Annotated in this window: 24 protein-coding genes; 16 read left to right on the plus strand and 8 right to left on the minus strand. The window is 36.9% G+C overall.

Features of this window, described 5'->3' with window-relative positions; all coding sequences use genetic code 11:
* Window positions 1–67: 67 nt before the first annotated feature.
* Window positions 68–838 (minus strand): MerR family transcriptional regulator, encoded by a 771-nt coding sequence (locus JOC73_RS11120; protein WP_204403190.1) that lies wholly within the window; start codon window positions 836–838, stop codon window positions 68–70.
* 149 nt (window positions 839–987) lie between these two features.
* Between JOC73_RS11120 and JOC73_RS11125 the strand changes: the two genes are divergently transcribed.
* From JOC73_RS11125 to JOC73_RS11145, 5 genes are all read left to right on the plus strand, one after another.
* Window positions 988–2,145, plus strand: a complete 1,158-nt coding sequence (locus JOC73_RS11125; RefSeq protein ID WP_204403192.1) for a sensor histidine kinase — start codon at window positions 988–990, stop codon at window positions 2,143–2,145.
* 13 nt (window positions 2,146–2,158) lie between these two features.
* Window positions 2,159–2,794, plus strand: a complete 636-nt coding sequence (locus JOC73_RS11130; protein WP_204403194.1) for a response regulator transcription factor — start codon at window positions 2,159–2,161, stop codon at window positions 2,792–2,794.
* A 137-nt stretch (window positions 2,795–2,931) separates the two neighbouring features.
* A complete protein-coding gene (locus JOC73_RS11135; RefSeq protein WP_243427951.1) occupies window positions 2,932–3,864 on the plus strand; it encodes an ABC transporter ATP-binding protein in 933 nt (310 codons plus the stop codon).
* A gap of 12 nt (window positions 3,865–3,876) precedes the next feature.
* Window positions 3,877–4,656, plus strand: coding sequence for an ABC transporter permease (locus JOC73_RS11140; protein ID WP_204403198.1), 780 nt, complete (start codon window positions 3,877–3,879; stop codon window positions 4,654–4,656).
* Window positions 4,649–5,686 carry an ABC transporter permease gene (locus JOC73_RS11145; RefSeq protein WP_204403200.1) on the plus strand — a complete coding sequence of 346 codons (1,038 nt, stop codon included), beginning with the start codon at window positions 4,649–4,651 and terminating at the stop codon, window positions 5,684–5,686. Before JOC73_RS11140 ends, JOC73_RS11145 begins: the two co-directional genes overlap by 8 nt.
* A gap of 253 nt (window positions 5,687–5,939) precedes the next feature.
* Here the strand turns inward: JOC73_RS11145 and JOC73_RS11150 are convergent, their stop codons facing one another.
* Genes JOC73_RS11150 through JOC73_RS11160 form a run of 3 tightly spaced genes read right to left on the minus strand, consistent with a single transcriptional unit; the run spans window position 5,940 to window position 8,207 of the window.
* Window positions 5,940–6,662, minus strand: coding sequence for an amino acid ABC transporter ATP-binding protein (locus tag JOC73_RS11150; protein ID WP_204403202.1), 723 nt, complete (start codon window positions 6,660–6,662; stop codon window positions 5,940–5,942).
* Window positions 6,655–7,305: an amino acid ABC transporter permease gene (locus JOC73_RS11155; RefSeq protein ID WP_204403204.1), complete on the minus strand. Its 651-nt coding sequence runs from the start codon at window positions 7,303–7,305 to the stop codon at window positions 6,655–6,657. The genes JOC73_RS11150 and JOC73_RS11155 overlap by 8 nt, the downstream gene beginning before the upstream one ends.
* 47 nt (window positions 7,306–7,352) lie before the next feature.
* Entirely contained in the window at window positions 7,353–8,207 is an 855-nt protein-coding gene (locus JOC73_RS11160; RefSeq protein WP_204403206.1) for a transporter substrate-binding domain-containing protein, read from the minus strand.
* 719 nt (window positions 8,208–8,926) lie between these two features.
* On the opposite strand from JOC73_RS11160, the gene JOC73_RS15310 reads away from it, so the two are divergent.
* Together JOC73_RS15310 and JOC73_RS11165 are read left to right on the plus strand one after the other, a co-directional pair.
* Window positions 8,927–9,052 (plus strand): hypothetical protein, encoded by a 126-nt coding sequence (locus JOC73_RS15310; protein ID WP_279381052.1) that lies wholly within the window; start codon window positions 8,927–8,929, stop codon window positions 9,050–9,052.
* A 20-nt stretch (window positions 9,053–9,072) separates the two neighbouring features.
* Window positions 9,073–9,387: a helix-turn-helix domain-containing protein gene (locus JOC73_RS11165; protein WP_204403208.1), complete on the plus strand. Its 315-nt coding sequence runs from the start codon at window positions 9,073–9,075 to the stop codon at window positions 9,385–9,387.
* A gap of 196 nt (window positions 9,388–9,583) precedes the next feature.
* Here JOC73_RS11165 and JOC73_RS11170 read toward each other — a convergent pair whose 3' ends face one another.
* The gene (locus JOC73_RS11170) at window positions 9,584–10,222 is read right to left on the minus strand and encodes an HAD family hydrolase (protein ID WP_204403210.1); all 639 of its coding nucleotides are present in this window, start codon (window positions 10,220–10,222) and stop codon (window positions 9,584–9,586) included.
* A 654-nt stretch (window positions 10,223–10,876) separates the two neighbouring features.
* Here JOC73_RS11170 and JOC73_RS11175 point away from each other — a divergent pair.
* Both JOC73_RS11175 and JOC73_RS11180 read left to right on the plus strand, forming a co-directional pair.
* Window positions 10,877–11,983, plus strand: a complete 1,107-nt coding sequence (locus tag JOC73_RS11175) for a PfkB family carbohydrate kinase (protein ID WP_204403212.1) — start codon at window positions 10,877–10,879, stop codon at window positions 11,981–11,983.
* A gap of 71 nt (window positions 11,984–12,054) precedes the next feature.
* On the plus strand, window positions 12,055–12,969 hold the full coding sequence (locus JOC73_RS11180) for a pseudouridine-5'-phosphate glycosidase (protein ID WP_204403214.1): 915 nt from the start codon (window positions 12,055–12,057) through the stop codon (window positions 12,967–12,969).
* 254 nt (window positions 12,970–13,223) lie between these two features.
* Here the strand turns inward: JOC73_RS11180 and JOC73_RS11185 are convergent, their stop codons facing one another.
* Window positions 13,224–14,261 (minus strand): YeiH family protein, encoded by a 1,038-nt coding sequence (locus JOC73_RS11185; protein ID WP_204403217.1) that lies wholly within the window; start codon window positions 14,259–14,261, stop codon window positions 13,224–13,226.
* A 110-nt stretch (window positions 14,262–14,371) separates the two neighbouring features.
* Here JOC73_RS11185 and JOC73_RS11190 point away from each other — a divergent pair, with 110 nt between their 5' ends.
* The 3 genes from JOC73_RS11190 (at window position 14,372) to rluF (ending at window position 17,937) form a co-directional block, all read left to right on the plus strand.
* A complete protein-coding gene (locus JOC73_RS11190; RefSeq protein ID WP_204403219.1) occupies window positions 14,372–15,259 on the plus strand; it encodes a LysR family transcriptional regulator in 888 nt (295 codons plus the stop codon).
* Window positions 15,260–15,937: 678 nt separating this feature from the next.
* A complete protein-coding gene (gene rsgA / locus JOC73_RS11195) occupies window positions 15,938–17,044 on the plus strand; it encodes a ribosome small subunit-dependent GTPase A (protein ID WP_204403221.1) in 1,107 nt (368 codons plus the stop codon).
* Window positions 17,045–17,247: 203 nt separating this feature from the next.
* Entirely contained in the window at window positions 17,248–17,937 is a 690-nt protein-coding gene (gene rluF, locus JOC73_RS11200; RefSeq protein WP_204403223.1) for a 23S rRNA pseudouridine(2604) synthase RluF, read from the plus strand.
* A 12-nt stretch (window positions 17,938–17,949) separates the two neighbouring features.
* Here rluF and JOC73_RS11205 read toward each other — a convergent pair whose 3' ends face one another.
* Window positions 17,950–19,182: a glucosaminidase domain-containing protein gene (locus JOC73_RS11205; protein WP_204403225.1), complete on the minus strand. Its 1,233-nt coding sequence runs from the start codon at window positions 19,180–19,182 to the stop codon at window positions 17,950–17,952.
* Window positions 19,183–19,538: 356 nt separating this feature from the next.
* Here JOC73_RS11205 and JOC73_RS11210 point away from each other — a divergent pair, with 356 nt between their 5' ends.
* Window positions 19,539–19,964 carry a nucleoside recognition domain-containing protein gene (locus JOC73_RS11210; protein WP_204403228.1) on the plus strand — a complete coding sequence of 142 codons (426 nt, stop codon included), beginning with the start codon at window positions 19,539–19,541 and terminating at the stop codon, window positions 19,962–19,964.
* Entirely contained in the window at window positions 19,961–20,458 is a 498-nt protein-coding gene (locus JOC73_RS11215) for a nucleoside recognition protein (RefSeq protein WP_243427952.1), read from the plus strand. Before JOC73_RS11210 ends, JOC73_RS11215 begins: the two co-directional genes overlap by 4 nt.
* A 125-nt stretch (window positions 20,459–20,583) precedes the next feature.
* Here JOC73_RS11215 and JOC73_RS11220 read toward each other — a convergent pair whose 3' ends face one another.
* Complete coding sequence (locus JOC73_RS11220; protein ID WP_204403230.1) at window positions 20,584–21,723, minus strand: amidase domain-containing protein; 1,140 nt, start codon at window positions 21,721–21,723, stop codon at window positions 20,584–20,586.
* A 210-nt stretch (window positions 21,724–21,933) separates the two neighbouring features.
* Here JOC73_RS11220 and JOC73_RS11225 point away from each other — a divergent pair, with 210 nt between their 5' ends.
* A complete protein-coding gene (locus JOC73_RS11225; protein ID WP_330613175.1) occupies window positions 21,934–22,110 on the plus strand; it encodes a rubredoxin in 177 nt (58 codons plus the stop codon).
* 105 nt (window positions 22,111–22,215) lie between these two features.
* Window positions 22,216–22,614: a DUF5684 domain-containing protein gene (locus JOC73_RS11230; RefSeq protein ID WP_204403232.1), complete on the plus strand. Its 399-nt coding sequence runs from the start codon at window positions 22,216–22,218 to the stop codon at window positions 22,612–22,614.
* Window positions 22,615–22,676 lie beyond the last annotated feature (62 nt).

Consider the following 22,676-nt stretch of genomic DNA (forward strand, 5'->3'; position numbering starts at 1 on the left):
ATGGGATAACTAGAAAAAAGGAGGATTGAAGTTGTCCAATCCCCCTTTCTAGGTGTTGAAAGATAATCTATGCCTTTGCAATACAATAATGCTGAATAGCGTCATTGTAGTAGTGGGCAAGACCAGCAGCAAACTTTTCATAATATGCAGTGAATCTTTCATCAGCCACATACATATTGCCAAGATTACTAAAAAGCTCTAAAGAACAGGGATAGAAGTAATCGTTAATCAGCTTATGGGCTGTCTCTACTACTATTTGTACCCCTTCATCATCATGAGGAATCTGAGCATCAAACAATTGACACAATTCCTTTAGATTATCCATTTGCAGCTGATTAATCTTTTCCCAATCCTCCTTTGAATATTTAGAAGTCCGTTCCTTAGAGATCTGGTACTGGGGACTCTCTCCCCATCTTTCTTTTACTTCCCTCTCGTATTTCTTTTGATCCTCCACCATTTGGTCATAATCAAATCCCTTAAATAAATCTTCATTTTTCATATTACTACCTCCTTCTAGGCTTAATAAAGTATCCTTTGCCAACTGAGACAATTTTAAATAACGCTCAGCCTTTTTTTCAAGGAATTCCACCTGCATTTGTAGGGCTTCCTTGCGTTGGAAGGAGGGGTTATTTAGAATTTCTTGGATTTTAGCTAGGGGAAAATCCAGCTCCCTAAAGAAAAGGATTTGTTGGAGCTGTTCCAAATCCTCCTCTGAATATAGTCGATAACCTGCCTCTGTTCTGGTTGAGGGCTTTAGTAGACCAATCTTGTCATAATATCTTAGGGTACGCAGCGTAACCCCCGCTAATTTTGCAATTTTATTTATGGTATATTCCATGTTTCCCACCTCCCTATAAACTTATCATAATCCATGACGTAACGTAAGGGTCAAGGGGTAAAATAAAAAAATTAAAGCGTTTTTAAAATATGTTAAGAGAGAAATAACATGGAACAATATGCTATAATTACCAAATAGACATGCATTTTATGAGTATAAACAAGGTGGTGAAGATATTGAAAAATAAGGCTGTAACTTTTTTGCGATTAATCGTATTCCTTTTTACGCTACCTATGGTCATTGGGCTTGAGGAAGGAATTATGCCATCGGTTATTACTTTATTGTTATTACTTGCTTTGAATACCCAGCTTAGACGTGTCTTCTTAAAAGAAAGAGCTATTGGAATTTCTTTAATCATAGATTTGATTTTGATTTTTGTAATCCATCAGAGCTTTGGAGTAAGCTTATTTTTACCCATGTTTATTACTGCTTTTGACGGAGTTAATAATAGCGAAGGACATGAGTATGGTTTCTCCATTTTAATCGGAGGGATGTTGTATTACCTAACCAGGGAGATGGATGATCAACAAATAATCTTAAGTTTTTTTGCTCTTCTACTGGCACTGGTTTTTGCCTTCTTCTATAAGGGTATGTCAAAGAAGATATCTGAACTGGAGGAAGTTTATGACGATGTTCGGAGATACAGCTATGAACTAGAGGTAGCAAAAAATCAAATATCCAGCTATTCTCAGCAGGTGGAGCATCTGACTGCCATCAAGGAAAGACAACGGATCTCGGAGGAAATCCATGATACTATTGGACATAGATTAACAGCCCTTTTGATGCAGATGGAGGCAGGGGTTAGGCTGTTGGACAATGACATAAATACAGGGAAAACTTTCTTAAAGGCATCAGTAGATAACCTGAGGGAAAGCATTGAAGTATTACGACAGACTGTTAGAAGTACCATGCCAAAGGAATACAAAAATCTAATCAATTCCTTTGAGGATATGATTAGAAAGTTTAAGAGGGAAACAGGCACAAATGTGGAATTGCGGGTTGTTGGAATCATTCAAAAACTTTATCCAGGGGTGGAGATGGTGCTGTATAGAAATGCTCAAGAGGCAATTACCAATGCAGTACGCCATGGAAAAGCAAAAAATATCTTTATTAGCATAACCTACGATAAAGATTGGGTGAAGCTGGTGGTGAAGGATGATGGTAAGGGGTGTGAAAGCATAAAAAAAGGAATAGGAATCAGTTCAATGGAGGAAAGATTAAAGTTTGTAGGAGGAAGTCTGGAAATCCTACAAACCGACGGATTTGTTATCAAAACTGTTATTCCCTTGGAATCATATAATCTGTAAATGGGGTGGGAAAATGATTAATATTTTAATAGTAGATGACGACCAAATTATTCGAGAGAGTATGAAAATCATTTTATCAATGGATCAGGAAATCAAAGTAGTAGGAACCTGCTGTCATGGGGATGAGGCCTATGACTTTTGTAGAGAAAATCCTGTAGATGTTATACTAATGGACATACGAATGCCCATCTGTGATGGGGTCTTGGGTACAAAAAAGATTAAAGAAACCTTTAAGGATATAAAAATAATAATCCTCACCACCTTTGATGATGACCGATATATAGTTGCTGCCCTGCAAAATGGAGCTTCTGGCTATCTTTTAAAAAATATCTCCCCTGACAAAGTAATTGAAGCCATCAAGATTGTCCACGGAGGAAACATGCTAATTCATCCAGAGGTAGCCCCAAAGGTAACAGGACTTTTAATCAAAACCCCAGAGGTGGACTATTCTAAATATTATATTAACGAGGGGGAAGTCCAAATTATTAAACACATTGCTGAAGGATACAGCAATAAAGACATTGCAGAGAAGGTATTCCTCAGTGAGGGTACTGTAAAAAACAAGGTTACCGATATCTTATCAAAATTAAATCTAAGGGATCGTACCCAGATAGCAATCTTTCACCTAAAGGGTGGAAAGATGGATTAGGATTTGGAGACAAAGTAGATGAGGGCTTTTTAACAGACATAGTGACTTAAGTCATTAGACATGATGACCTTCGACAATAGAAAATACTGGGAATTCAGTATAAAATAGAACCATAGAAAGGGTCAGGGGGAATGGATATGTCAATCAAACTAACAAATGTAGTTAAACGATATGATAGCAAGCTGGCGGTGGATCAAGTTAGCTTAAATATTCAACAGGGGGAAATTTTTGGTCTACTTGGACCAAACGGTGCTGGAAAAAGTACCACCATTAAAATGATTATGGGACTATTAAAACCCAACAGTGGAGAAATTATTGTTCATGGATTGGATATCAAAAGCAAAAGCATGGAGGTCAAAAAGTTACTGGGAATGGTACCTCAAGACATTGCTATTTACGATAATATTTCAGCTAGAGAAAATGTAGGCTTCTTTGGTAGCCTTTACGGATTAAGGGGAAAAGAACTCAAGAAGGCCGTTGACGAAGCCCTTGAATATACTGGGCTTTTAGATAGACAAAAGGAAAAACCAAAGAAATTTTCTGGGGGAATGAAGCGAAGATTAAATATAGCCTGTGCCATTGTTCATAAGCCTGAGATTATCATCATGGATGAGCCAACAGTAGGAATCGATCCCCAATCAAGAAATCACATCTTAGAATCCGTAAGGGAGTTAAATAGAAGAGGGGCAACAGTAATCTACACCAGTCACTATATGGAGGAAGTAGAAAACCTTTGTCATCGAGTAGGCATCATAGACCACGGAAAACTAATCGCTTTAGGCACCAAAGAAGAATTGAAAATGCAAATGAACCAAGAGCAATTGATACAGATTGAAGCCTCAGATATTAGATTTAACGTTGTAAATGAAATCAAAAAGCTACAGGGGGTTATCAATGTTTCTGTAAAAGAAAATATATTGGAGGTACTCACTAAAAACGCCCAACAGCTTTTACAGGATATACTGTTTGTAATGGGTAAAGGAAACACAACGATAAGAAATATATCCCTACAGGAGCCAGATTTAGAAAGTGTTTTCCTTTCACTAACTGGAAGGACTTTGAGGGATTAAGGGGGTGCTAGAATGGTATTGTGGAGTATTGCAGTGAAAAATTTTAAAGACTTAGCAAAAAATTATCTGCTATTGTTCTTTTTAATTTTAATACCCTTGATGCAGATTTATTTAATTAGCGATATCAGTCAAAATGCTGCCCAAGGGGGGATAGATCTTCAAGAGGGTTTTGTAGAATTAATTACCCTCACCAGTGGGTCCAGTGATTTGTTACAAACCTTTACTGCAGGAATATTGGTACAATTTCTTTTAATCACCAGTATGATTGCTGGGGCAACAATCGTGGCGGAACGGGAGCAAAATACCATGATGAGAATTTATGCTGCTCCTGTTAGTAAAATTAAGATGTTGACGGGAATATTACTGGGACATTCGGCTACTGTATTGATGATTACTTCCATTATTATTGTATCTTCATTTAAACTATTTGATGTTTCTTGGGGAGACTCTTGGATTAATACAATGATTGTTACCCTAATGGGAGTCTTTGTTGGAACGGCAATGTCATTTCTAATCTCAGCAATATTCAATAATCCCAAGATTGCTGGTGGGATAATGTCCATTGTGGTTATCGGAATGACCTTTATGAGCGGTGGGTTGATTCAGACAGATAAATTGGATACAGTATCAAAATTCACCATTAATAAATGGATTGCAGAATCCTATATCACCTTAGCCCAAGGTGGTGGGCTGCAGGATATAATCATGAATCTAACCATCATTGCATTGATTGGAACAGTATTAATACTGACTGCAAGTTTTCTATACAGGAGAGAGGATCTATATGAATAGTATATTGATTGCTTTAAATGTCATGAGAAGACTATTGAGGGAGCTTACTTCCCTAGGATTTATTTTCATCTTTCCTGTGATTGCGGCGGTATTGGCAGTGCTAATGTTTGGTGGAGCAGAACCAATAAAGCTAGGACTTGGAAACATACCTCAAAATGACTATGGGCTAATAGACTATATAGAGGCAACTGGAAAATATGATGTCCTAGTGGTGGAGGAAGGAAATCTTCAAGAACTGATTGAAATCAAAAAAATCAAGTGCGGTGTTGTTTTTCCACATGAAATCGGGTTAGAAAATAAAATCAAACTCATTAGTCAAAAACAGGATGAGGATGTCATCAATCTCATGGGGGAACTGGAGGGCTATATGGCAGCAGCTATTGGCGGAAATCCCCCACAGGTGGAGGTCACTGCCGAAGAAGAAGGAAAACAACATCAGGCAAAAGTTGCAATAGGGATGATTTCAATGTTTATTATCATGTTTATTGGAACGGGAATGCAATTGTTGATTGAGGATAAACGTCTAAAAACCTTCATGAGAAGTTTCTGTGCTCCTTTGAAGGAATACGAAATGGCATTAGGGCATCTTATGGCCAATTTTGTATTAGGGGTTTTGCAAATTACTGTATTTTTAATAGTAGCAACAATCATCTTTAAATATGACTTTGGAACAAGTATTTTAAATGTTTTCCTGCTGTTGGTGATTTTCTTAATGACAGCCATTGGTCTAGGGATTGGGGTTGTGGGATTTGTTAAAGATGGAGAGAAATATAACATGGTGGTAACAATTATTGCCGTCACATTAAGCTTTATTGGGGGAGCCTTCTTCCCAATAGAATTTATGAATGACTTTATACAGAAGTTATCAAATCTAACTCCTCAGAAATGGTTGATTGAGGCGTTTCTAAAACTATGGGAAAGGCAGAGTATATTAAACATTGGAAATGAAATATTTATACTACTGCTATTCGGTCTAGTATTCTTTACCTTCGGAGTGAAGACCTTGAGACTAACCACCGAGGATTTATAGGGAGTAGGATAGTAGATTGATGAAATAACAATAAATCAATAGAAAACAATAAAAATAAAAATAGAAATAGAAATACAAATAGAAATAGAATAAAGAAACAAACCATCGTAGAAAAAGCAGAGGGCAAAGAGAGAAAATGAAGAAAAAAAGCGTAGAGAAATTGTAATGAACAATCATCTCTATGCTTTTAGTTTTTTAGTTTGGTATTTCAACGAATCCTTGACCGATACGTAATTTATGTTATGATTTCAAATTATAATACCTTACTTAAGAAATCCTGAGTCCTTGGATGCTGAGGATGACTAAACAACTGACTTGGGGTGTTTTGCTCGACGATTTGTCCATCATCCATAAAGAGGACTCTGCTGGCAACCTCTCTGGCAAATCCCATTTCATGGGTCACCACCACCATGGTCATTCCTTCTGATGCCAACTCCTTCATCACATCCAATACTTCCCCCACCATCTCAGGGTCAAGGGCAGAGGTGGGTTCATCAAATAGGAGAACGTCGGGAGACATAGCCAATGCCCTAGCAATAGCAATCCTTTGTTTTTGTCCCCCAGAGAGCTTGTTGGGGTAGCTTTGGGCTTTATCGGAAAGTCCGATTCTTTTTAAAAGTCTATGGGAAGTTTTTTCTGCTTCCTCCTTGCAAATCCCCTTTACCTTAATAGGGGCGATTGTGATATTTTCCAACACTGTCATATGGGGAAAGAGGTTAAACTGTTGGAAAACCATCCCCATTTTCTCCCGATGAAGATTGATATTGACAGATTTATCGGTGATGGAAGTACCTTCAAAATTAATTTCACCACTGGTGGGTTCCTCCAACAGATTCAAACATCTCAGAAATGTGCTTTTGCCAGAGCCGCTGGGACCAATGACAACAACAACCTCGCCCTTTTTAATAGATTCATTAATACTCTTTAATACTGTGAGCTTTCCAAAGTTTTTTGTAAGATTACTTACCTTAATCACTGGCCCTCATGCTCCTTTCTGCAATTCCAAGGAATTTTGATATACTAAAAGTTAATACAAAGTAGATTATTGCTGCGACGATCAGGGGCGTAAAGGGTTTATAAGTGATTCCCCGTACCACATCCGTCTTGTACATCAGCTCATGGATACCAATTACTGATACAATAGCAGATTCTTTAATGATGACGATAAATTCATTCCCCAATGCAGGAAGAATATTTTTAAATGCTTGAGGGATAATAACCTCCTTCATGGTCATTTTGTAGGACATCCCCAAGGATCTTCCTGCCTCCATTTGGCCCTTGTCGATGGACTGGATTCCACCTCGGATAATCTCTGCCACATAGGCCCCGCTGTTGAGGGATACTGCAAAAATCCCCGCCACCATATCAGGTAAATCAATACCAATATGGGGTAGTCCATAATATATTAGAAAAAGTTGAACCAGTAGAGGTGTTCCTCTGACAAATTCAATATAGGCAGAAGCCAGGAACTTTACAGGTTTCTTTTCTGAAAGCTTCATCAATGCAAGGATTACCCCCACCATTGTCCCGCCTAATACTGAGAAAAAGGCAAGAAGCACTGTATTGATGGTTCCACTGAGGAAAAATTGATAATATGTTGTGATAAATTCTAAATCCATAGGTCGGTCCCCCTTTGTTGTAATCCCTATCCCTATAAAGGGAGTAACTATTCTTCTTCAGATAAGATAGTTGCTTCGTGGATTAATTGATTAATCTTATCTTCAGCAATTAATCTATCTAGAGTTTGGTTGATGGCCTCAACTAAATCTTCATTATTCTTTTTAATAGCAACAGCTACACCCTCTTCAGCACCAAAGGAAATGCTAGGAACAAATAAATCAGAGCTGTTTTTTTCATATGCCTTAGCAACTGAAGAAGATAGGACGATTCCATCTATTTTGTTATTTTTTAATTCCAGTACTAAGTCAGTGATTTTTCCTAATAGTTTTGCTTCTGCTCCAGGGATCTTCGTTAAAGCAATCTCCTCCTGTAGAGTCGTTTTCTGAGCACCAATAGTTAATCCAGCTAAATCCTCAATGGTCTGAATTTTGTCTTGATCCTCGGCTCTAACAAGTAATGTCTGCTCTGCTTGATAGTATGTTTTTGAGAAATCAACACTTTTCTTTCTTTCCTCTGTAGCCGACATACCTGCAATGACAAAGTCAACATTACCAGCCTCTAATGCAGCCAATAAACCTTCAAACTTCATATCTTTAATTTCTAACTCAACCCCAAGATCCTTTGCAATCTCCTTAGCAATTTCAATATCAAAACCAACAATCTCTGGCTTACCATTAATCACCTTGTGGAACTCATAGGGAGGATAGTCGGCAGATGTACCAAGAACTAACTTACCAGCCTTTTTAATTTCATCAGTTTTTGTTTCAACAGCAGTGTTTTGAGTAGAATCACTGTCCACATCACCAGTAGTAGTGGAGGCACATCCAGTCAACAGACTGCCCACCATTACCATAAGTAGTAATGCAATGATTGTTTTTTGAATTGTTTTGATTTTTTTCATTTTCTTTTGTCACTCCTTTTAATGTTTTGTTTTTTTAGTGTTAGATTTTTTCCAGTAGAATTTTTATAAACTTCATTGAGTTATTATACAAATATATTTATAATTATGCAATAGGTTTTTGATAAATTTTTTATAAAATAATTTAGGAAACTTTTGGTTGTAAAATTAAGCTGTTAGACGAATTAAAAAACGGAATTAAAGAAGATGGGTTTTTAAAATATAGGGTGATTGTTGTGATGATTGGAAATGTTGATATTTAGTGGAATTTGTATGGGGAAAGGTTGAGTAGCTTAAGTTAAGAAGTTGAATATGCATTTTAATCTAGTTAGTTTCTATGATGAATTGATAATGTAAAATACTACATTTTGACTCATTGATAAACTATGCATAAACTGAATAAATATACACGAAATGTATAAAGTCTAGTTCGAGTAATATCCCATAATTTGGTGTGCAGTTGTATAAAATACTGGGTAATTGTGGTATATTTAATGTAGAAGAGACAAAAGGTTTTTCTAGCTACTTCTTTATTTGTAGGGTGTACTCATAATCAGGTAGATTCTTCAAATTTTGAATATGACTATGGAGGATATGAGGATTATACCTATAGCTTTGGAGAAAAAACATTTAGTTTTAAATATCCTGCAAGTTGGGTCGTTGTAGAACAAAAGTCTAAAAAAGGTGATTTTTATAGTAAGAAAACTGACGATAAGGTAGACATGTATGTATTATATGAGAAGGAAGATGCCGAGGGATTTCATAGCGCAAGGGTGAGGATAACGAAGGAGTTTTATAATCAATATAAGGATGAGATTTGGCACATTTTGGGGAGTTTGGAGTATTAGCATTAAGAGGAGGAGATGGAATGGAGAAAAACAAATTTCTAACAGTGGCCATTGTACTATTGGCTTTTAGCATTATATTTGGTTCGATTTATATTGGGGATTCCATAAGACAGGTGGCTAATCAAAGTGCCAATGTCTCTTCTGACACAGATGATATTCTAGATTTTGATGGAGCTGCGGAGTACTTAAATATTAGTAAAAGTGACTTAGCAAAGATTATCTCTACAAGAAGCTCAACCTCGGGGATCAAGTATGTTAAGGTTAAGGGAAAATATATCTTTAGTAAAGTAGCGTTGAATGAATGGTTGAAGAATACTTGGATGGAGATGGATTAAGATTAATAGGGATTAGAATAATATAATGGAAAAGATAGAGTCAATACAGAGAAACACCCTCGGTGTAGCAGGGTGTTTCTCTAATCATTAAGTCAAAAGAGTAAATCATCCTGCCTGGCCCCCGAGATTTTGAAAGAGCCTATTATCGAGTATTGAGAAAATGCAAAAACTAGGGATGCTGGAAATCGCATATCAACTATCCTATATACTTCAGCACATCACCCAAGTCATCAGTCCTTAAATAAACATCAGCCTTACCAACTAGACAATCAGAATAGTTAATAGCGATTGATTTGCCACATTTACTGAAAACTCCAATATCAGATTCACCATCGCCGATTGCAATGGTTTTACGTATATCAATACCCACTTCACTACAATATAACTCCAAACTTTTAAGTTTTGCCTCTTCTCCTAAATGCTCGATGATTCTTCCAGTAAAAATATTCTCTTGCACTTCATAATTACTTCCGTATACGGCATCAAAACCAAACATTTCCCCCACGATTCTTGCAACTTGAACTGGACCCGCTGTTACTAAAATACACTTCATCCCCTGATCTTTAATATACTGGATTACGTGGTCGATATTTTCAATAAATTGAATACGATCTTTAAAGCAAGATGATACTTTTTCAATATTCAAACCCTTCATAAGTTTAACCTTAATATAATCTGCTTCTATCCATGAAATTTCTCTTTTTTCTTCCCGTGTTTCAATCTTTAATAATTCTTCTAACCCATCATTAATTCCACAGAGATATTTTACTGAATCAGTGTTTCTAATCAATGTTCCGTCCATGTCAAAGCAAACTAATCTAAAGTTTTTCTCCATAGTTAACCCCCCTTACGAATTGACAATACATTTGTTATACGATTGTATCAGCTATATGGAAATTATAGCATATTGACTTTAGTTAAACTATCTAAAGTTAGTAAAATGATAAATGATAGAGTAGAGGGAATTGAACACTATGAGTGAAAAACAAAAACTATTCTTAGAATATTATCTGATTTAACTACAATAAGTGATATTATAAGAAAAAGGTAATCGTAAATAGCAGGGTTGGTTACTACCTAACTTCACAAAAGAAGGGAGGTGGTGAGATATGATGTAATTGGAGTATACTCATTAAATCATTTTTTTTACTTCTTACACCTCTAAATATTTTTAAGCCCTTTTCAGAAGCAGTAAAACAACTTATAATAAAAGACCCAGAAAAGCCAAAGACTGCTCAGACTCAGTCCTTGGCTTTTTTTCATCTAATAAAATCCCCACCCAAGGAAAAGCTAATAATATCTTTTTTAAACTTAATCCCCCAGCTCTGTTTTTATCCTAACCCAGAATCCACAAATTTTTTTTTATTTTCACTCTTGAACAACATAAACATTTATGATAAATTTAAACTAAAGTTTATTAAATCAACTAAAGTTTACTATTAATTTCAATATTATTTTTCAATTTCAATAAATACAAAGGAATGATAGAATGACCTCTAGAGAAAAAGAAATACTGGAAATAATTAAAAAAAATCCTATGATTCCACAGCAGGAGATTGCTGATCTTTTAAACATCAACCGATCATCAGTGGCTGTACATATTGCCAACTTGATGAAAAAGGGATACATCCAAGGAAAGGGCTATATCGTAAGGGAAGAAAAAATGGTGTCGGTCTTAGGAGGCTCCAACATAGACCTACAGGGATTCCCTAATGACAAACTGATTCTAATGGATTCCAATCCAGGGAAAATAGAAACCTCCCTTGGGGGAGTAGGGCGAAACATAGCCGAAAACCTTGCTCGACTTTCTGTACCTGTGAGGCTCCTATCAGCAGTAGGGGAGGATTTCTACGGGGGAAAATTAATCGAAGAAGGCACAAGTATCGGTATTGACATGAAGAATATCCTCTGTTCAAAGGAATATCCTACATCTATGTATCTCTCCATCATGGATGAGGACCATGATATGAAGGTGGCAATATCTCAAATGGAGATCTACGAGAAAATCGACATAGGCTTTATTGAAGAAAATCAGTTGCTAATCAAAAACTCCAGTGCATTAGTCATCGACAACAACATCCCAAAGACCACCATCGACTACGCCTGTGGCATGTTTAAAGAAATACCCATATTCTGCGACCCCGTCTCCACCGCAAAGGCAATGAGGGTAAAGGATTCCCTAGATAAAATCCATACCCTGAAGCCCAACACCTACGAGGCAGCAAAACTTTTAGATATGGAGATTAACACCCTAGATGATGTAAGAAAAGCAGGGGAGCTTTTATTAAAGAAGGGCGTTAAGCAACTCTTCATCAGTATGGGGAAAGAAGGGGTCTTTGCATGCGATGGAAATAAAGAATTGGTGGTAAAAGGCCAACCGAAGGAAATTAAAGGAGCAACAGGAGCAGGGGATGCCTTCATGGCAGGACTTGTGGATTGCTACCTTAAGGATAAAACCCTAAACGAAACCACAGTCTATGCTACGGCCGCTTCTTATGTGGCATTAAGTAGCTACAGCACCATCAATCCCCTCATGACAGAGGAAGAAATACAAAGAATCATCAATACAGTTACCATTGATGTAAAGGAATACTAACAATAGAAAATTTATTTTATATTTTGTATAAGTAAATATCATACTAATCAGCTAAAAAGGAGGATATACACATGAAACAATACTTAGAAATCAGCCCAGAGGTACAAGAGGCACTAGCATCTGGAAAGCCAGTGGTAGCCCTTGAATCCACCATCATATCCCACGGGATGCCCTATCCTCAGAATTTAGAGACAGCCCTAAAGGTGGAAGAAATCGTAAGACAGCAGGGGGCAGTACCAGCAACAATAGGAATTATTAAAGGAAAACTAAAGGCAGGTCTTACAAGGGAAGAATTAGAATATTTTTCAACTGCTAAAGGGATTTTAAAGGCAAGTAGAAGAGATTTACCCTATATCACAGCCAATAAATTAGACGGAGCCACTACGGTTGCCTCCACCATGATCATTGCAAAGATGGCAGGGATTAAAGTATTCGTAACAGGAGGAATTGGTGGAGTCCATAGGGGAGCAGAAGAAACCTTTGATATTTCAGCCGACCTAAAGGAATTAGCAAATACAGAGGTAGCTGTAATCTGTGCAGGGGCAAAATCAATTTTAGATATTGGTTTAACTTTAGAGTACCTAGAGACAGAAGGAGTACCAGTTTTGGGCTTTGGAACAGAAGATTTCCCAGCTTTCTACACTAGAGAAAGTGGTTTTAAGGCAGATTACAAAATAGAAGATGCAAAAACAATGGCACAACTAATTCATGACAAATGGGCTTTAGGATTAAAGGGTGGTCTAGTGATTGGCAATCCAATTCCAGAGGAGCATGAATTAAATCCAGAATTCATCAACAAAGCCATTGAAGATGCTTTAAAGAAGGCGGATGAAGAAGGGGTAAAGGGCAAAAAAGTAACTCCTTTCCTGTTGAGCTATATTAAGGAAATTACCAAAGGGGATAGCCTAAAGGCAAACATTGAACTGGTATACAACAACGCTAGAGTAGGCTCTGCCATTGCTGTTGAGTTGGAAAAATTAAAATAGTGTGGGATTTAGAAAACAATATAGTACTAAACTAATGATAATCGAAACAAAGATATAGTGAATTCAAAAATATAGTTTATCCAAAAATATATGAAATTAATAACATAGCGGGAATATAGTGCATAGAAAAACCCTAGGAAGAGTCTAAATGACTTTGACTAGGGTTTCAATATTTCAAATTTTAAATTATAAAGCAGCCCCCCATATGAAGACATGAGGATAGAACTATTGGTACTTTAGATTATCAACATTATTTATATCTGCCCCAACAACATTTGCACCATATAGGATACCACAACTACTAAAGTGGAGATAATAAAACCATGAAGCATAGGCTTAAATCCTGACTTAGCCAACTTGCTGAAGTTTGTCTTTAGTCCAATAGACCCTAAAGCCATTACCATGAGGAACTTACTAAAGGTTGAAAGGGATTTACTAATCTCCATAGGTACAACCCCAGTACTCTTGATGGTTACAGCCCCAAGGAAGGCAATGATAAACCAAGGGAAAATCTTTTGAATATCAACCTTTTTTCTTTCAGTAGCTACAGCATCTCCACCAGCCAACATCTCCAGTTCTTTTTTTACAATTCTTTGATTGATGTAGGAGAAGGCTAAAACAACTGGAACAATGGATAGAGTTCTAGTTAATTTAACGATTACTGAAAAATTACCAGCTGCATTGGAAAAAGCATATCCTGCCGCCACTACAGAGGATGTATCATTTACAGCTGTACCGGTCCATAGACCATAGCCTAGATCCGACATACCGAAATATCTACCCATTATTGGGAATAATACCACCATCAGAACATCGAAGATAAATGTAGCAGAGATTCCGTAGGCGATTTGACTATCCTCTGCATCGATTACAGGGGCTAAGGCAGCTATGGCAGAACCCCCACAGATTCCTGTACCTGCCGAGATCAAACTGGAAAGTCTCCAATCCATCTTGAAAAGTCTACCGAATAAATAACCACCACCAAAGGCAGTAAAAAGGGTAAAGACCATCACGATTAAAGAAAACTTACCCACCTGCAATACTTGAGTAAAGCTGAGGGAGAAACCCATTAGAATGATGGCAAGTCTTAAAATCTTCTTAGAAGTATAGCTAAAACCAGACTGAAATCCTTCATATTTAGAAAGTAGGGGATTTAAAAGCATCCCTAATAATAAAGCGAAAACCCCTGCTCCGATGACATGATAGGGAAGGCTATCACTGATGGCTCTTGATAAAAAGGCCAAAGCCATCGCCACCAATATGCCAAGAGCATTTTTTTTAATAAATGACATAAGATCAACTCCCAATTTAATTAACTACATTGATTTTAACATGAATTAACTATAAAATATAATTATATATATTTATGTGTTGATAAATTATACTTATAAAGGGTGATGATATGCTAGATTTAAGAATAGAATCTTTTTTAACTGTATGTAAACATGGTAGCTATACAAGGGCAGCGGAGGAACTTTGTATCACCCAACCAGCCGTCACCCAGCATATCAAAGCATTGGAAAAGCAATATGGATGTAGCTTGATAGAATATCAGAATAGGGAGTTGAGACTAACAAAACCCGGGGAAATGTTTTATAAATACGCCAAAAATTTAAAGGCAAGTGAGACTTTAATAATGAAAAAACTCAAGGAAGTCAACCAAGAAAAAAAGACCTTAAAATTTGCCTCCACCTTGACCATAGGAGAATTTACCCTCGCCCCCATCATGGCAGACTTTATCAAACAGTTTCATCAATACGACATCACCATGTATGTGGACAATACAGAGAAAGTACTGAAAATGCTGGAAAATGGAGAAATCAACTTTGCACTGGTGGAGGGATTATTTAACCGTAGTGACTATGAGGCAAAGCTATTTAAATTGGCTAACTTCATATTGATTGCCCCCGTCAATCATCCTCTAGTAAAGAAGGAAAAGGTAGTCCTAGATGACTTGAAACAAGAGACAATTCTACTACGGGAAAAAGGATCAGGCTCTAGGGCAGTATTGGAGAGGGGACTGTATGACCTTAACTACTCCCTAGATCATTTTGGAAAATTAATCGAACTGGGGAATGTGAATGTCATTAAGAATATGGTAAAGAAGGAAATCGGTATGAGCTTCATGTACAAGGATGCCGCCCAAGAAGAAATCACACGGGGAGAGTTGGCGCAAATCAAATTAGCTGACTTTGAAATTCGGAGGGGATTTAACTTCATTGCCCTAAAAACCTGTATGGAACAGAGGGAGCTGCAACAGTTTTTTTCTTTCTTCAATTCAGCCTGTTAAAAATGACCTTTTTTCTGCGTCACTGCAAAGTCTCAGCACCCTCACGTATTATTCATACGCTACCTTCGCTGAGACTTCGAGTTCCTTGCATCTAATACATTTTGAACAGGCTTGAGAAACCTGTTCAAAATCCCTATCTTCTGAGTCAAAAATATAGGGTATCCCATTCATGAATATGTTTTTATTAATGGGATAGAATATTAGTGGTGGAGGCATGAAATGAAAAAATGAAATTATCTAAAAATATTGACTATACCAATTTTATACAGTATAATGTTAGGGAAGTATCAAATTAAATTATTTAAAAAACTATCACAGTTGTTGAAAGGAGACGTGTTGTTATTATGAAAAAAGTATTTGGGGTATTTTTCAACTAACTGAATAAAGCCCATAGGTCACCTTTGTTTTTGTCGTGCCTTTGGGGAATCAATGAGTTTAACCTTTCAGCCTAAATAGATTGTGGCAAATACACGGTATGGTTAGCGTGTTTTTTTTATGCCCAAAATCAAGGTCCGCAGGAGGAGGTTCTCTTAGCGGTATTTTTATGTCCTTTTTTTAGGCTCATGCTCAACTCAGCTCATCAAGTATTCTAATCAATGGAACACCACTAGAAAATTGAACAAAATAAAACTAAAACATCGAAACCAAAACTCAAAAAGAAAGAAGGAATCAACCATAATGATATTAAACCAAAATTTAAAAGAAAACATAAATGCAAATGAAAGGATCACTTTAGTACAAAATCAAAATCTAGAGCAATATGGATGGAATCAAAATTTTGAAAAGCAATTTGAATTATTTAAAGCAAAGGGATATGAGGTAGGAAGAGTCGTCATCGAACATAAACATATCTACAGGGTTTTAACAAAAGCTGGGGAAGTTTTAGCTGAAATCTCTGGGAAAATGAGGTTTCAATCCACAGGTCAAGGAGAATTTCCAGCAGTGGGGGACTGGGTTGTTGTTTCTCTACGACCAGAAGAAAATAAAGCCACCATCCACGGGGTATTGCCAAGAAAGAGTAAGTTTTCACGAAAGGTGGCGGGTAGAGATGTGGAGGAGCAAATCATTGCTGCCAACTTTGATACTGTTCTGATCGTCAGTTCCTTAAATAATGACTTTAATGTTAGAAGGATTGAAAGATATCTTACTATGGCTTGGGAAAGTGGAGGAAATCCCGTTATTGTCCTCAGTAAAGCAGATTTATGTGATGATATAGAAGAAAGGGTAAGTCAGTTGGACGCCATCGCTGTAGGTGTACCTATATGTATCATCAGTTCCCTAGAAGGTAGAGGATTAGATGAAATTAGAAAATATTTAGGATTTGGCAAGACAGTCGCCATCTTAGGTTCTTCTGGGGTGGGTAAATCCACATTAATTAATAACCTAGCAGGGGAGGAAATATTGGCAGTACAGGCGATTAGAGAGGATGATGACGAAGGTAGACATACCACCACCCATCGACAGTTGGTTGTCCTAAAGGACGGGGGACTGATCATTGATACCCCAGGCATGAGGGAGTTCCAGATTTGGGAAGGTAGTGAAGGTGTGCAACAGACCTTTGGCGATATTGAAGAATTGGCCCAGCAATGTAAATTTAATGATTGTAGCCATAAAAATGAGCCAGGATGTGCTGTACAGGATGCCATTGAAAATGGATCTCTAGCAGAATCTCGCTTCCAAAGCTATCTAAAGCTTCAAAGAGAAATTCGATTCCTTGAGAATAAAAAGAAAAAGGGAGTTAAAGGCCCCCATAAAATGAGGGGGAAAAGTCCAACTAAAAGATAAAACGAAGATAGAAGAAGATAAAAAATAAAGATAATTAAAGTTGAAGATAAATCAGTTTCTAAAAAGTTAGATGTAAAATATTTTGTGGGTCAATACTTTATAAAAAAATATTATGGACTTTGTGTTATCTAATTGGTAAATTAGTGTTAGAATAATAATGATATAAATCTAGCATTTTAAACCAGTAAAGAAGGGATTTTTAAATGAGAATTAATAAATTCATCAGTGAAACGGGAGTATGTTCAAGAAGAGAAGCCGATAGTTGGGTTCAAGCAAAGCGGATTACCATCAATGGTAAAGTGGCAGAGCTGGGAAGTACAGTGGAGTCAGGGGATGTAGTAAAGGTGGATGGTAAGCCTATCAGGGCAAAGCGAAAGCCCGTCTATATCGCCCTCAACAAACCAGTAGGAATCACCTCCACCACCGAAAGACATATAGCAGGGAATATCGTAGATTTGGTAAACCATAAAGAGAGAATCTTTCCTATTGGCAGACTGGATAAGGATTCGCAAGGGTTAATTCTCCTTACCAATGATGGGGACATTGTCAATAAGATTTTAAGGGCAGAAAACAACCACGAGAAGGAGTATATAGTGACGGTGAATAAGCCCATCAACAATTCCTTTATCGAGGGAATGTCAAAGGGAGTTAGAATCCTTGGTACAAAAACCAAGCCCTGTAAAGTAAAGAAAATCAATGACAAGACCTTTAACATTATTCTAACCCAAGGGCTGAATAGACAAATAAGGAGAATGTGTCAAGTCTTTGGATATGAAGTAGTAAAACTCAAAAGGATACGGATCATGAACATTCATTTGGGTGAGATGAAAATCGGTCAATGGAGAGATCTCACCAGTAAAGAGTTAAAGGAACTAGGTATGTTGATTAAATAACTATATTCAAAATTACTCTACTTCTTTTTCTAATCGATTGAAGATGGATTTTACACCCTGCCACCAGTTTTTATCCTCGGCATACTTACGGTTAATCCATTGGAATGCATCCATGTCATCAGGGCGGTCCTTTGATAGATTAATGACAGTTCGGGCAGCAATCCTAGCAGAGTCACCTATGTCAGTGTTATAATCCTGCCAACTATGGAAGACATTGAAGGGGTTGTTGACAATTTTTAAAGCAGCGGGATGATCCTTAGGAACAAATCCCTGCTCATGACCTGTAATGGCAAACAATACAAGGGGATTGAGTCCAAATTCCTTAGCTGCATCAAGTATGGCTGTGAAGTAGGGTTCCTCCTTCAATAAAGAATTTCTCGTAGTTAAGTATGCCTTCAGCTTATCACCATTAATCTCCTTATAATGAAAATGAAGAGGTAGATGGGCTGGGGAATGAACGACATTATTGGGAGATTCAAGGACTGGGATCGTATCTTCATCCGCCGAAACTGACACCATTAAACGACCAGCAAAAAATAGTATGAGTACTGATACAGCAATATATGTATGTAATTTTGCAGATTTTAAAAGGCCTTTGGGAAAGGAAAGCTTCTCAGGGGTCTTTTTGATGGACTTAGGATTATAAGCTACTAACTTGCATTTAGAAGTAACAGGATTACGATTTGTTGTTTCTTTTACTTCTACATTTATCGGATGAATTTCATTAAAATGATTTGTCACACTATTTTCTAATGGAGTCTCATCTTCCAGTAAAGCATGTTGTGAATGTAAGTCCAAAGCAATATGTTCTTCATTAATATTTAGAGCATTACTTTCATTATGTAGACTATGTTGATAGTTATTTTGATATGTAATGATTTCCGACAACTGAATAGGGGACTTAATATTCCCATTCACCCAGTTATGGAGGTCATATAGGAACTGCTCATCCTTGTTTTCAAGGGAAAGGATAAGAGAGACTTCAAAAACATCAAGTAAAAAAATACCATCGGGATTTTTTAATAGAGGGCCTTTGAAAATCTGCTCCTGAATTCTGTGTCGGTAATAGGGAGAAAAGCCCTCTAAGTGTTTGCCCACGATTCCATCAATGGCATTGGCTAAAACCTCTGCCCGACTTTGGGGGGAGTAATGGGGATATTTAGTTAAAATATATTCCCGAATACGAAGGACATCCTCCTTTATTAAAACCTTTGATTCCTTCAAATCTTTAGTAAAATCCGCCATCGTATCACACCCCTCTAGTCCAAAATAGAAAGCTAATAATTATTATAGCTTAAATTAATTGTTCTTTCTATCATGGAAATAGACACAACTACCACAATATATTCCTGTGATGGACACTACTAATGACTTTGAATAGGCTAATGTTGAGATGGTTTTATTGAAACTAGTATAAATAGAAATAAAATATTTTCTTATAGTCAAAAAATATTATATAATACTTAGTGAGGCAAAATAAAATTTGCAATCGAATGTTGACCAGCGATGAATTTTTAAAAAGCAGGAGAAGAGTAAAAGCGTAAGCAAAGAAGTAAAAAGCGATAAAACTATCTAGAGCATAACACGTGAGGAGGAAAAAAATGATTGTTAAATCAGTAATTGACGGATTTAAGAAGGGGCTAGAGACCACTTGGATGCTGGCTAAAATCATTGTGCCAGTATTTTTTGTAGTCACTTTTTTACAATACACACCGATTTTAGGTTGGGTGGCAGAGCTATTTAAACCTGTCATGGCTCTATTTAATCTCCCAGGGGAAGCAGCTATTATTTTAGTTTTGGGAAATTTCTTAAATATCTATGCGGCAATAGGAGCTATCAAAGCTGTAGACCTCAGTGCATTGGAAATCACGACCCTTTCCATGATGTTATCCTTCTCCCATTCACAACTGGTTGAGACGGCAGTAGCCAAAAAGCTAGGGATTAGTGGATTTAAGGTTGTCTTTATTAGAGTGAGCCTAGCGGTGGTATCGGGAATAATTATAGGAAGGATGGGGATATTACTATGATGGATATATTGAAGGAAGCTGCCCTCGGGAGTTTTAATTCTGTTTATTCAATTGCAATAATCATCATCCCTATTATGATTGTAATGCAGCTTATGAAGGATTATCAAGTACTAGATAAAGCAACAGGACCCTTTAGTTTCTTATCTAAAATTTTTAATACTTCCCAAGAATCAGTGCTACCTTTTTTAGTGGGAATTATTTTCGGCCTCTCCTATGGTGCAGGAGTAATCATTCAAAGTGCGAAGGAAGGGAATTTGTCCAAAAGGGATTTATTCCTAATCACTGTATTCCTAATAACCTGCCATGCAGTGTTTGAAGATACTTTGCTTTTTGTTGCAGTAGGGGCAAACGGTTGGCTTCTATTGGGGGTCAGAACATTGGCAGCTTTTCTTTTAACGTATATCTTGTCTAAGAGAATAAAAATTGAAGATGTGTCTAAATTAGAAGCAGAGGATGGACAGGAACTCTGCCATAACCACAAACAAATTTTTTAATAATACCATATAAACCCCAGCAAACCATCATCCTATGTAGTTAGCATAGTATTGGGAACTGGGGTTTTGTTTTGATTATTTTGCCTTGGAAGACGAATCAATTGTGAATTGGTGATATAGATGATTTAATAGTGGACGCGAACAAGATGAAATTTAATTCCTTTATTGTTCCACCCCAAATCCCACGGAACCCGATAACGGTCTGAATTATGGGAGTTTACTAAGGCATACCCCTTTGAGTCCTGCCCTGAAACAACTGAAATATGGGTAACCTTACCCTTCTTTTCATAGGCAACATAATCCCCCGGTAACAGTTTAAAGGAGGCCTTCAGAATTTGATCATAAGAGCCATAGGCAATACGGGAAGCCCTACCACTGTTGAGCATATAATCATTAAAGGCATTTGCATTTAGCCAAGCTTTGCTACCTTCACCTTTTTCATAGTTCCAGGTTCTATTTTTTCTAAATCCACCACCCTCAAAGAGCATTTGAGAAGCAAAGTTGGCACAATTTCCCCCTTGAGCGTTGAAATTTCCGTACTTAGGATTATACTTAAAACCAAACTCCGGTAAGCTTGCGGCTCCACAATATTGATCTATGTACTCCAATGCCTTTACTCTTCTTTCATTCAAATCCGATAGATCCTTTGGTTGCCCTGATGTAATAATTTTTTTCATCACTTCTGTTGTCATCTCATCTAGGTGAAGGGAGTCAGCAAAGGGATCGGCATACCATTCCTTCGTGATCACCCAGCTATCTCCATTGGGAATCAAATCTAAAGTATGATAAGTGCCGATTCTAAAGATATCCGTAACCTCAGGCGTATCATTGTAACTATATTGATATTCCGTGGAAACCAATAGACCAACTGTAAATCCTTCACCCTTTGGCTTTGAATATCTAACAATGACATCTGAATCAATATCCTTAAATGTAACAGCTTGTTTCTCCGACCATTTATGCAGGTACTTCATTTTTTTAAGCTCATGTTCATATGCCCAAACACCATTTCGCAACTTTTGGTTATATAGGCTACTTAAAGCCGCTGTATTTTTCTCTAATAAGGTCTGATTCCTAAGGTGTAAAAGCTGATGAATCTCCTCTGTCAGCATGAGGTTAATCTCTTCACTGGAGAAAACAGCTGCCATCTCATGGGATGAAAACCAGTTAAAATACCATGAAAAACTTAAAAATATTGCCAGTAATATTGCAATAAGCGTTACTAAAATCCTGACTAATTTTTTTATACTCATTAAAATAATCATTAATTTTCCCTCCAAAATATCCTTCATTGGAGTATATGAAGGATGTTTTATGACTAGACCTAATACAGGTAACTCAATGGAAAAAACAACTATTTATTGAAGGGGAGGAAAACTAAAAAGGAATGACAAATTAAAGTAGTACTAGAAGTCTTTTTGGGTATAATCAAAATAGCTTAGCAAGTAGAAGTTAGAAGTAAAGGAGATAAAGAAATGGAAAAAAATATGAATCATCATCAATGCACTGTATGTAGCTATGTCTACAAACCTGAAAGAGGGGATTGGACCCACGAAATTAAGGCAGGCACAAGTTTTGAGGACCTACCAGAGGATTGGAGATGCCCCACCTGCAATCAGCCCAAAATGGCTTTTGTGGAGAAAAATAGTTGATACATAATGAATATCAAACAAAATCCTATTCCTGTTTTTAAAAACAAGAACCTCAAAACACTTGACTGCATAAATATGTTAAAAAGGCCAAAAGGGGGAAGAAGTATGTACAATTACCCAGGGATGAGTTTCTTAATGGTAATCATTATTCATATCGTTACCAGTTATCCTATATATTTATTGTCTAAAAAAGCGGGATATAAAGATGCAATCTTCGCTTTTATACCTATTTTTAATATCATTTTACTACTTAATGTTGCTGGAATGAGCGGATGGTGGACATTAGTATTAATTTTTATTCCATTAATCAATGTATTATTGGGGTTATATGTCACATTTCGATTCTTCGCAGGTTTTGAATCGGGGGTTGGCGTATTTGCCATCATTATCTTTACAGCAATACTGGGAACCGTCATTCCTTTTGTGTCTATTATTGGAACCTTAGCAGTATGGTGGTTGGCATTATCAGAAAATGATTATATAGGAGAGTTATATGAAAACTGATGGAATTTATATATAATAAATATGGTGGAATAATATTCAGTCAAGGGACTTCTCTTGACTGT

The organism is Alkaliphilus hydrothermalis, assembly GCF_016908555.1.
GTDB classification, from domain to species: domain Bacteria; phylum Bacillota; class Clostridia; order Peptostreptococcales; family Natronincolaceae; genus Alkaliphilus; species Alkaliphilus hydrothermalis.

Coding starts and splice junctions, on each gene's coding strand:
- JOC73_RS11215 (WP_243427952.1), top strand. CDS start 19,961: ATGATGGATATATTGAAGGAAGCTGCCCTCGGGAGTTTTAATTCTGTT.
- JOC73_RS11230 (WP_204403232.1), top strand. CDS start 22,216: ATGTACAATTACCCAGGGATGAGTTTCTTAATGGTAATCATTATTCAT.
- JOC73_RS11170 (WP_204403210.1), bottom strand. CDS start 10,222: ATGGAGAAAAACTTTAGATTAGTTTGCTTTGACATGGACGGAACATTG.
- JOC73_RS11225 (WP_330613175.1), top strand. CDS start 21,934: ATGGAAAAAAATATGAATCATCATCAATGCACTGTATGTAGCTATGTC.
- JOC73_RS11155 (WP_204403204.1), bottom strand. CDS start 7,305: ATGGATTTAGAATTTATCACAACATATTATCAATTTTTCCTCAGTGGA.
- JOC73_RS11145 (WP_204403200.1), top strand. CDS start 4,649: ATGAATAGTATATTGATTGCTTTAAATGTCATGAGAAGACTATTGAGG.
- JOC73_RS11140 (WP_204403198.1), top strand. CDS start 3,877: ATGGTATTGTGGAGTATTGCAGTGAAAAATTTTAAAGACTTAGCAAAA.
- rsgA (WP_204403221.1), top strand. CDS start 15,938: ATGATATTAAACCAAAATTTAAAAGAAAACATAAATGCAAATGAAAGG.
- JOC73_RS11175 (WP_204403212.1), top strand. CDS start 10,877: ATGACCTCTAGAGAAAAAGAAATACTGGAAATAATTAAAAAAAATCCT.
- JOC73_RS15310 (WP_279381052.1), top strand. CDS start 8,927: ATGTATGTATTATATGAGAAGGAAGATGCCGAGGGATTTCATAGCGCA.
- JOC73_RS11180 (WP_204403214.1), top strand. CDS start 12,055: ATGAAACAATACTTAGAAATCAGCCCAGAGGTACAAGAGGCACTAGCA.
- JOC73_RS11125 (WP_204403192.1), top strand. CDS start 988: ATGAGTATAAACAAGGTGGTGAAGATATTGAAAAATAAGGCTGTAACT.
- JOC73_RS11120 (WP_204403190.1), bottom strand. CDS start 838: ATGGAATATACCATAAATAAAATTGCAAAATTAGCGGGGGTTACGCTG.
- JOC73_RS11185 (WP_204403217.1), bottom strand. CDS start 14,261: ATGTCATTTATTAAAAAAAATGCTCTTGGCATATTGGTGGCGATGGCT.
- JOC73_RS11210 (WP_204403228.1), top strand. CDS start 19,539: ATGATTGTTAAATCAGTAATTGACGGATTTAAGAAGGGGCTAGAGACC.
- JOC73_RS11205 (WP_204403225.1), bottom strand. CDS start 19,182: ATGGCGGATTTTACTAAAGATTTGAAGGAATCAAAGGTTTTAATAAAG.
- JOC73_RS11160 (WP_204403206.1), bottom strand. CDS start 8,207: ATGAAAAAAATCAAAACAATTCAAAAAACAATCATTGCATTACTACTT.
- JOC73_RS11130 (WP_204403194.1), top strand. CDS start 2,159: ATGATTAATATTTTAATAGTAGATGACGACCAAATTATTCGAGAGAGT.
- JOC73_RS11165 (WP_204403208.1), top strand. CDS start 9,073: ATGGAGAAAAACAAATTTCTAACAGTGGCCATTGTACTATTGGCTTTT.
- JOC73_RS11190 (WP_204403219.1), top strand. CDS start 14,372: ATGCTAGATTTAAGAATAGAATCTTTTTTAACTGTATGTAAACATGGT.
- JOC73_RS11220 (WP_204403230.1), bottom strand. CDS start 21,723: ATGATTATTTTAATGAGTATAAAAAAATTAGTCAGGATTTTAGTAACG.
- JOC73_RS11135 (WP_243427951.1), top strand. CDS start 2,932: ATGTCAATCAAACTAACAAATGTAGTTAAACGATATGATAGCAAGCTG.
- rluF (WP_204403223.1), top strand. CDS start 17,248: ATGAGAATTAATAAATTCATCAGTGAAACGGGAGTATGTTCAAGAAGA.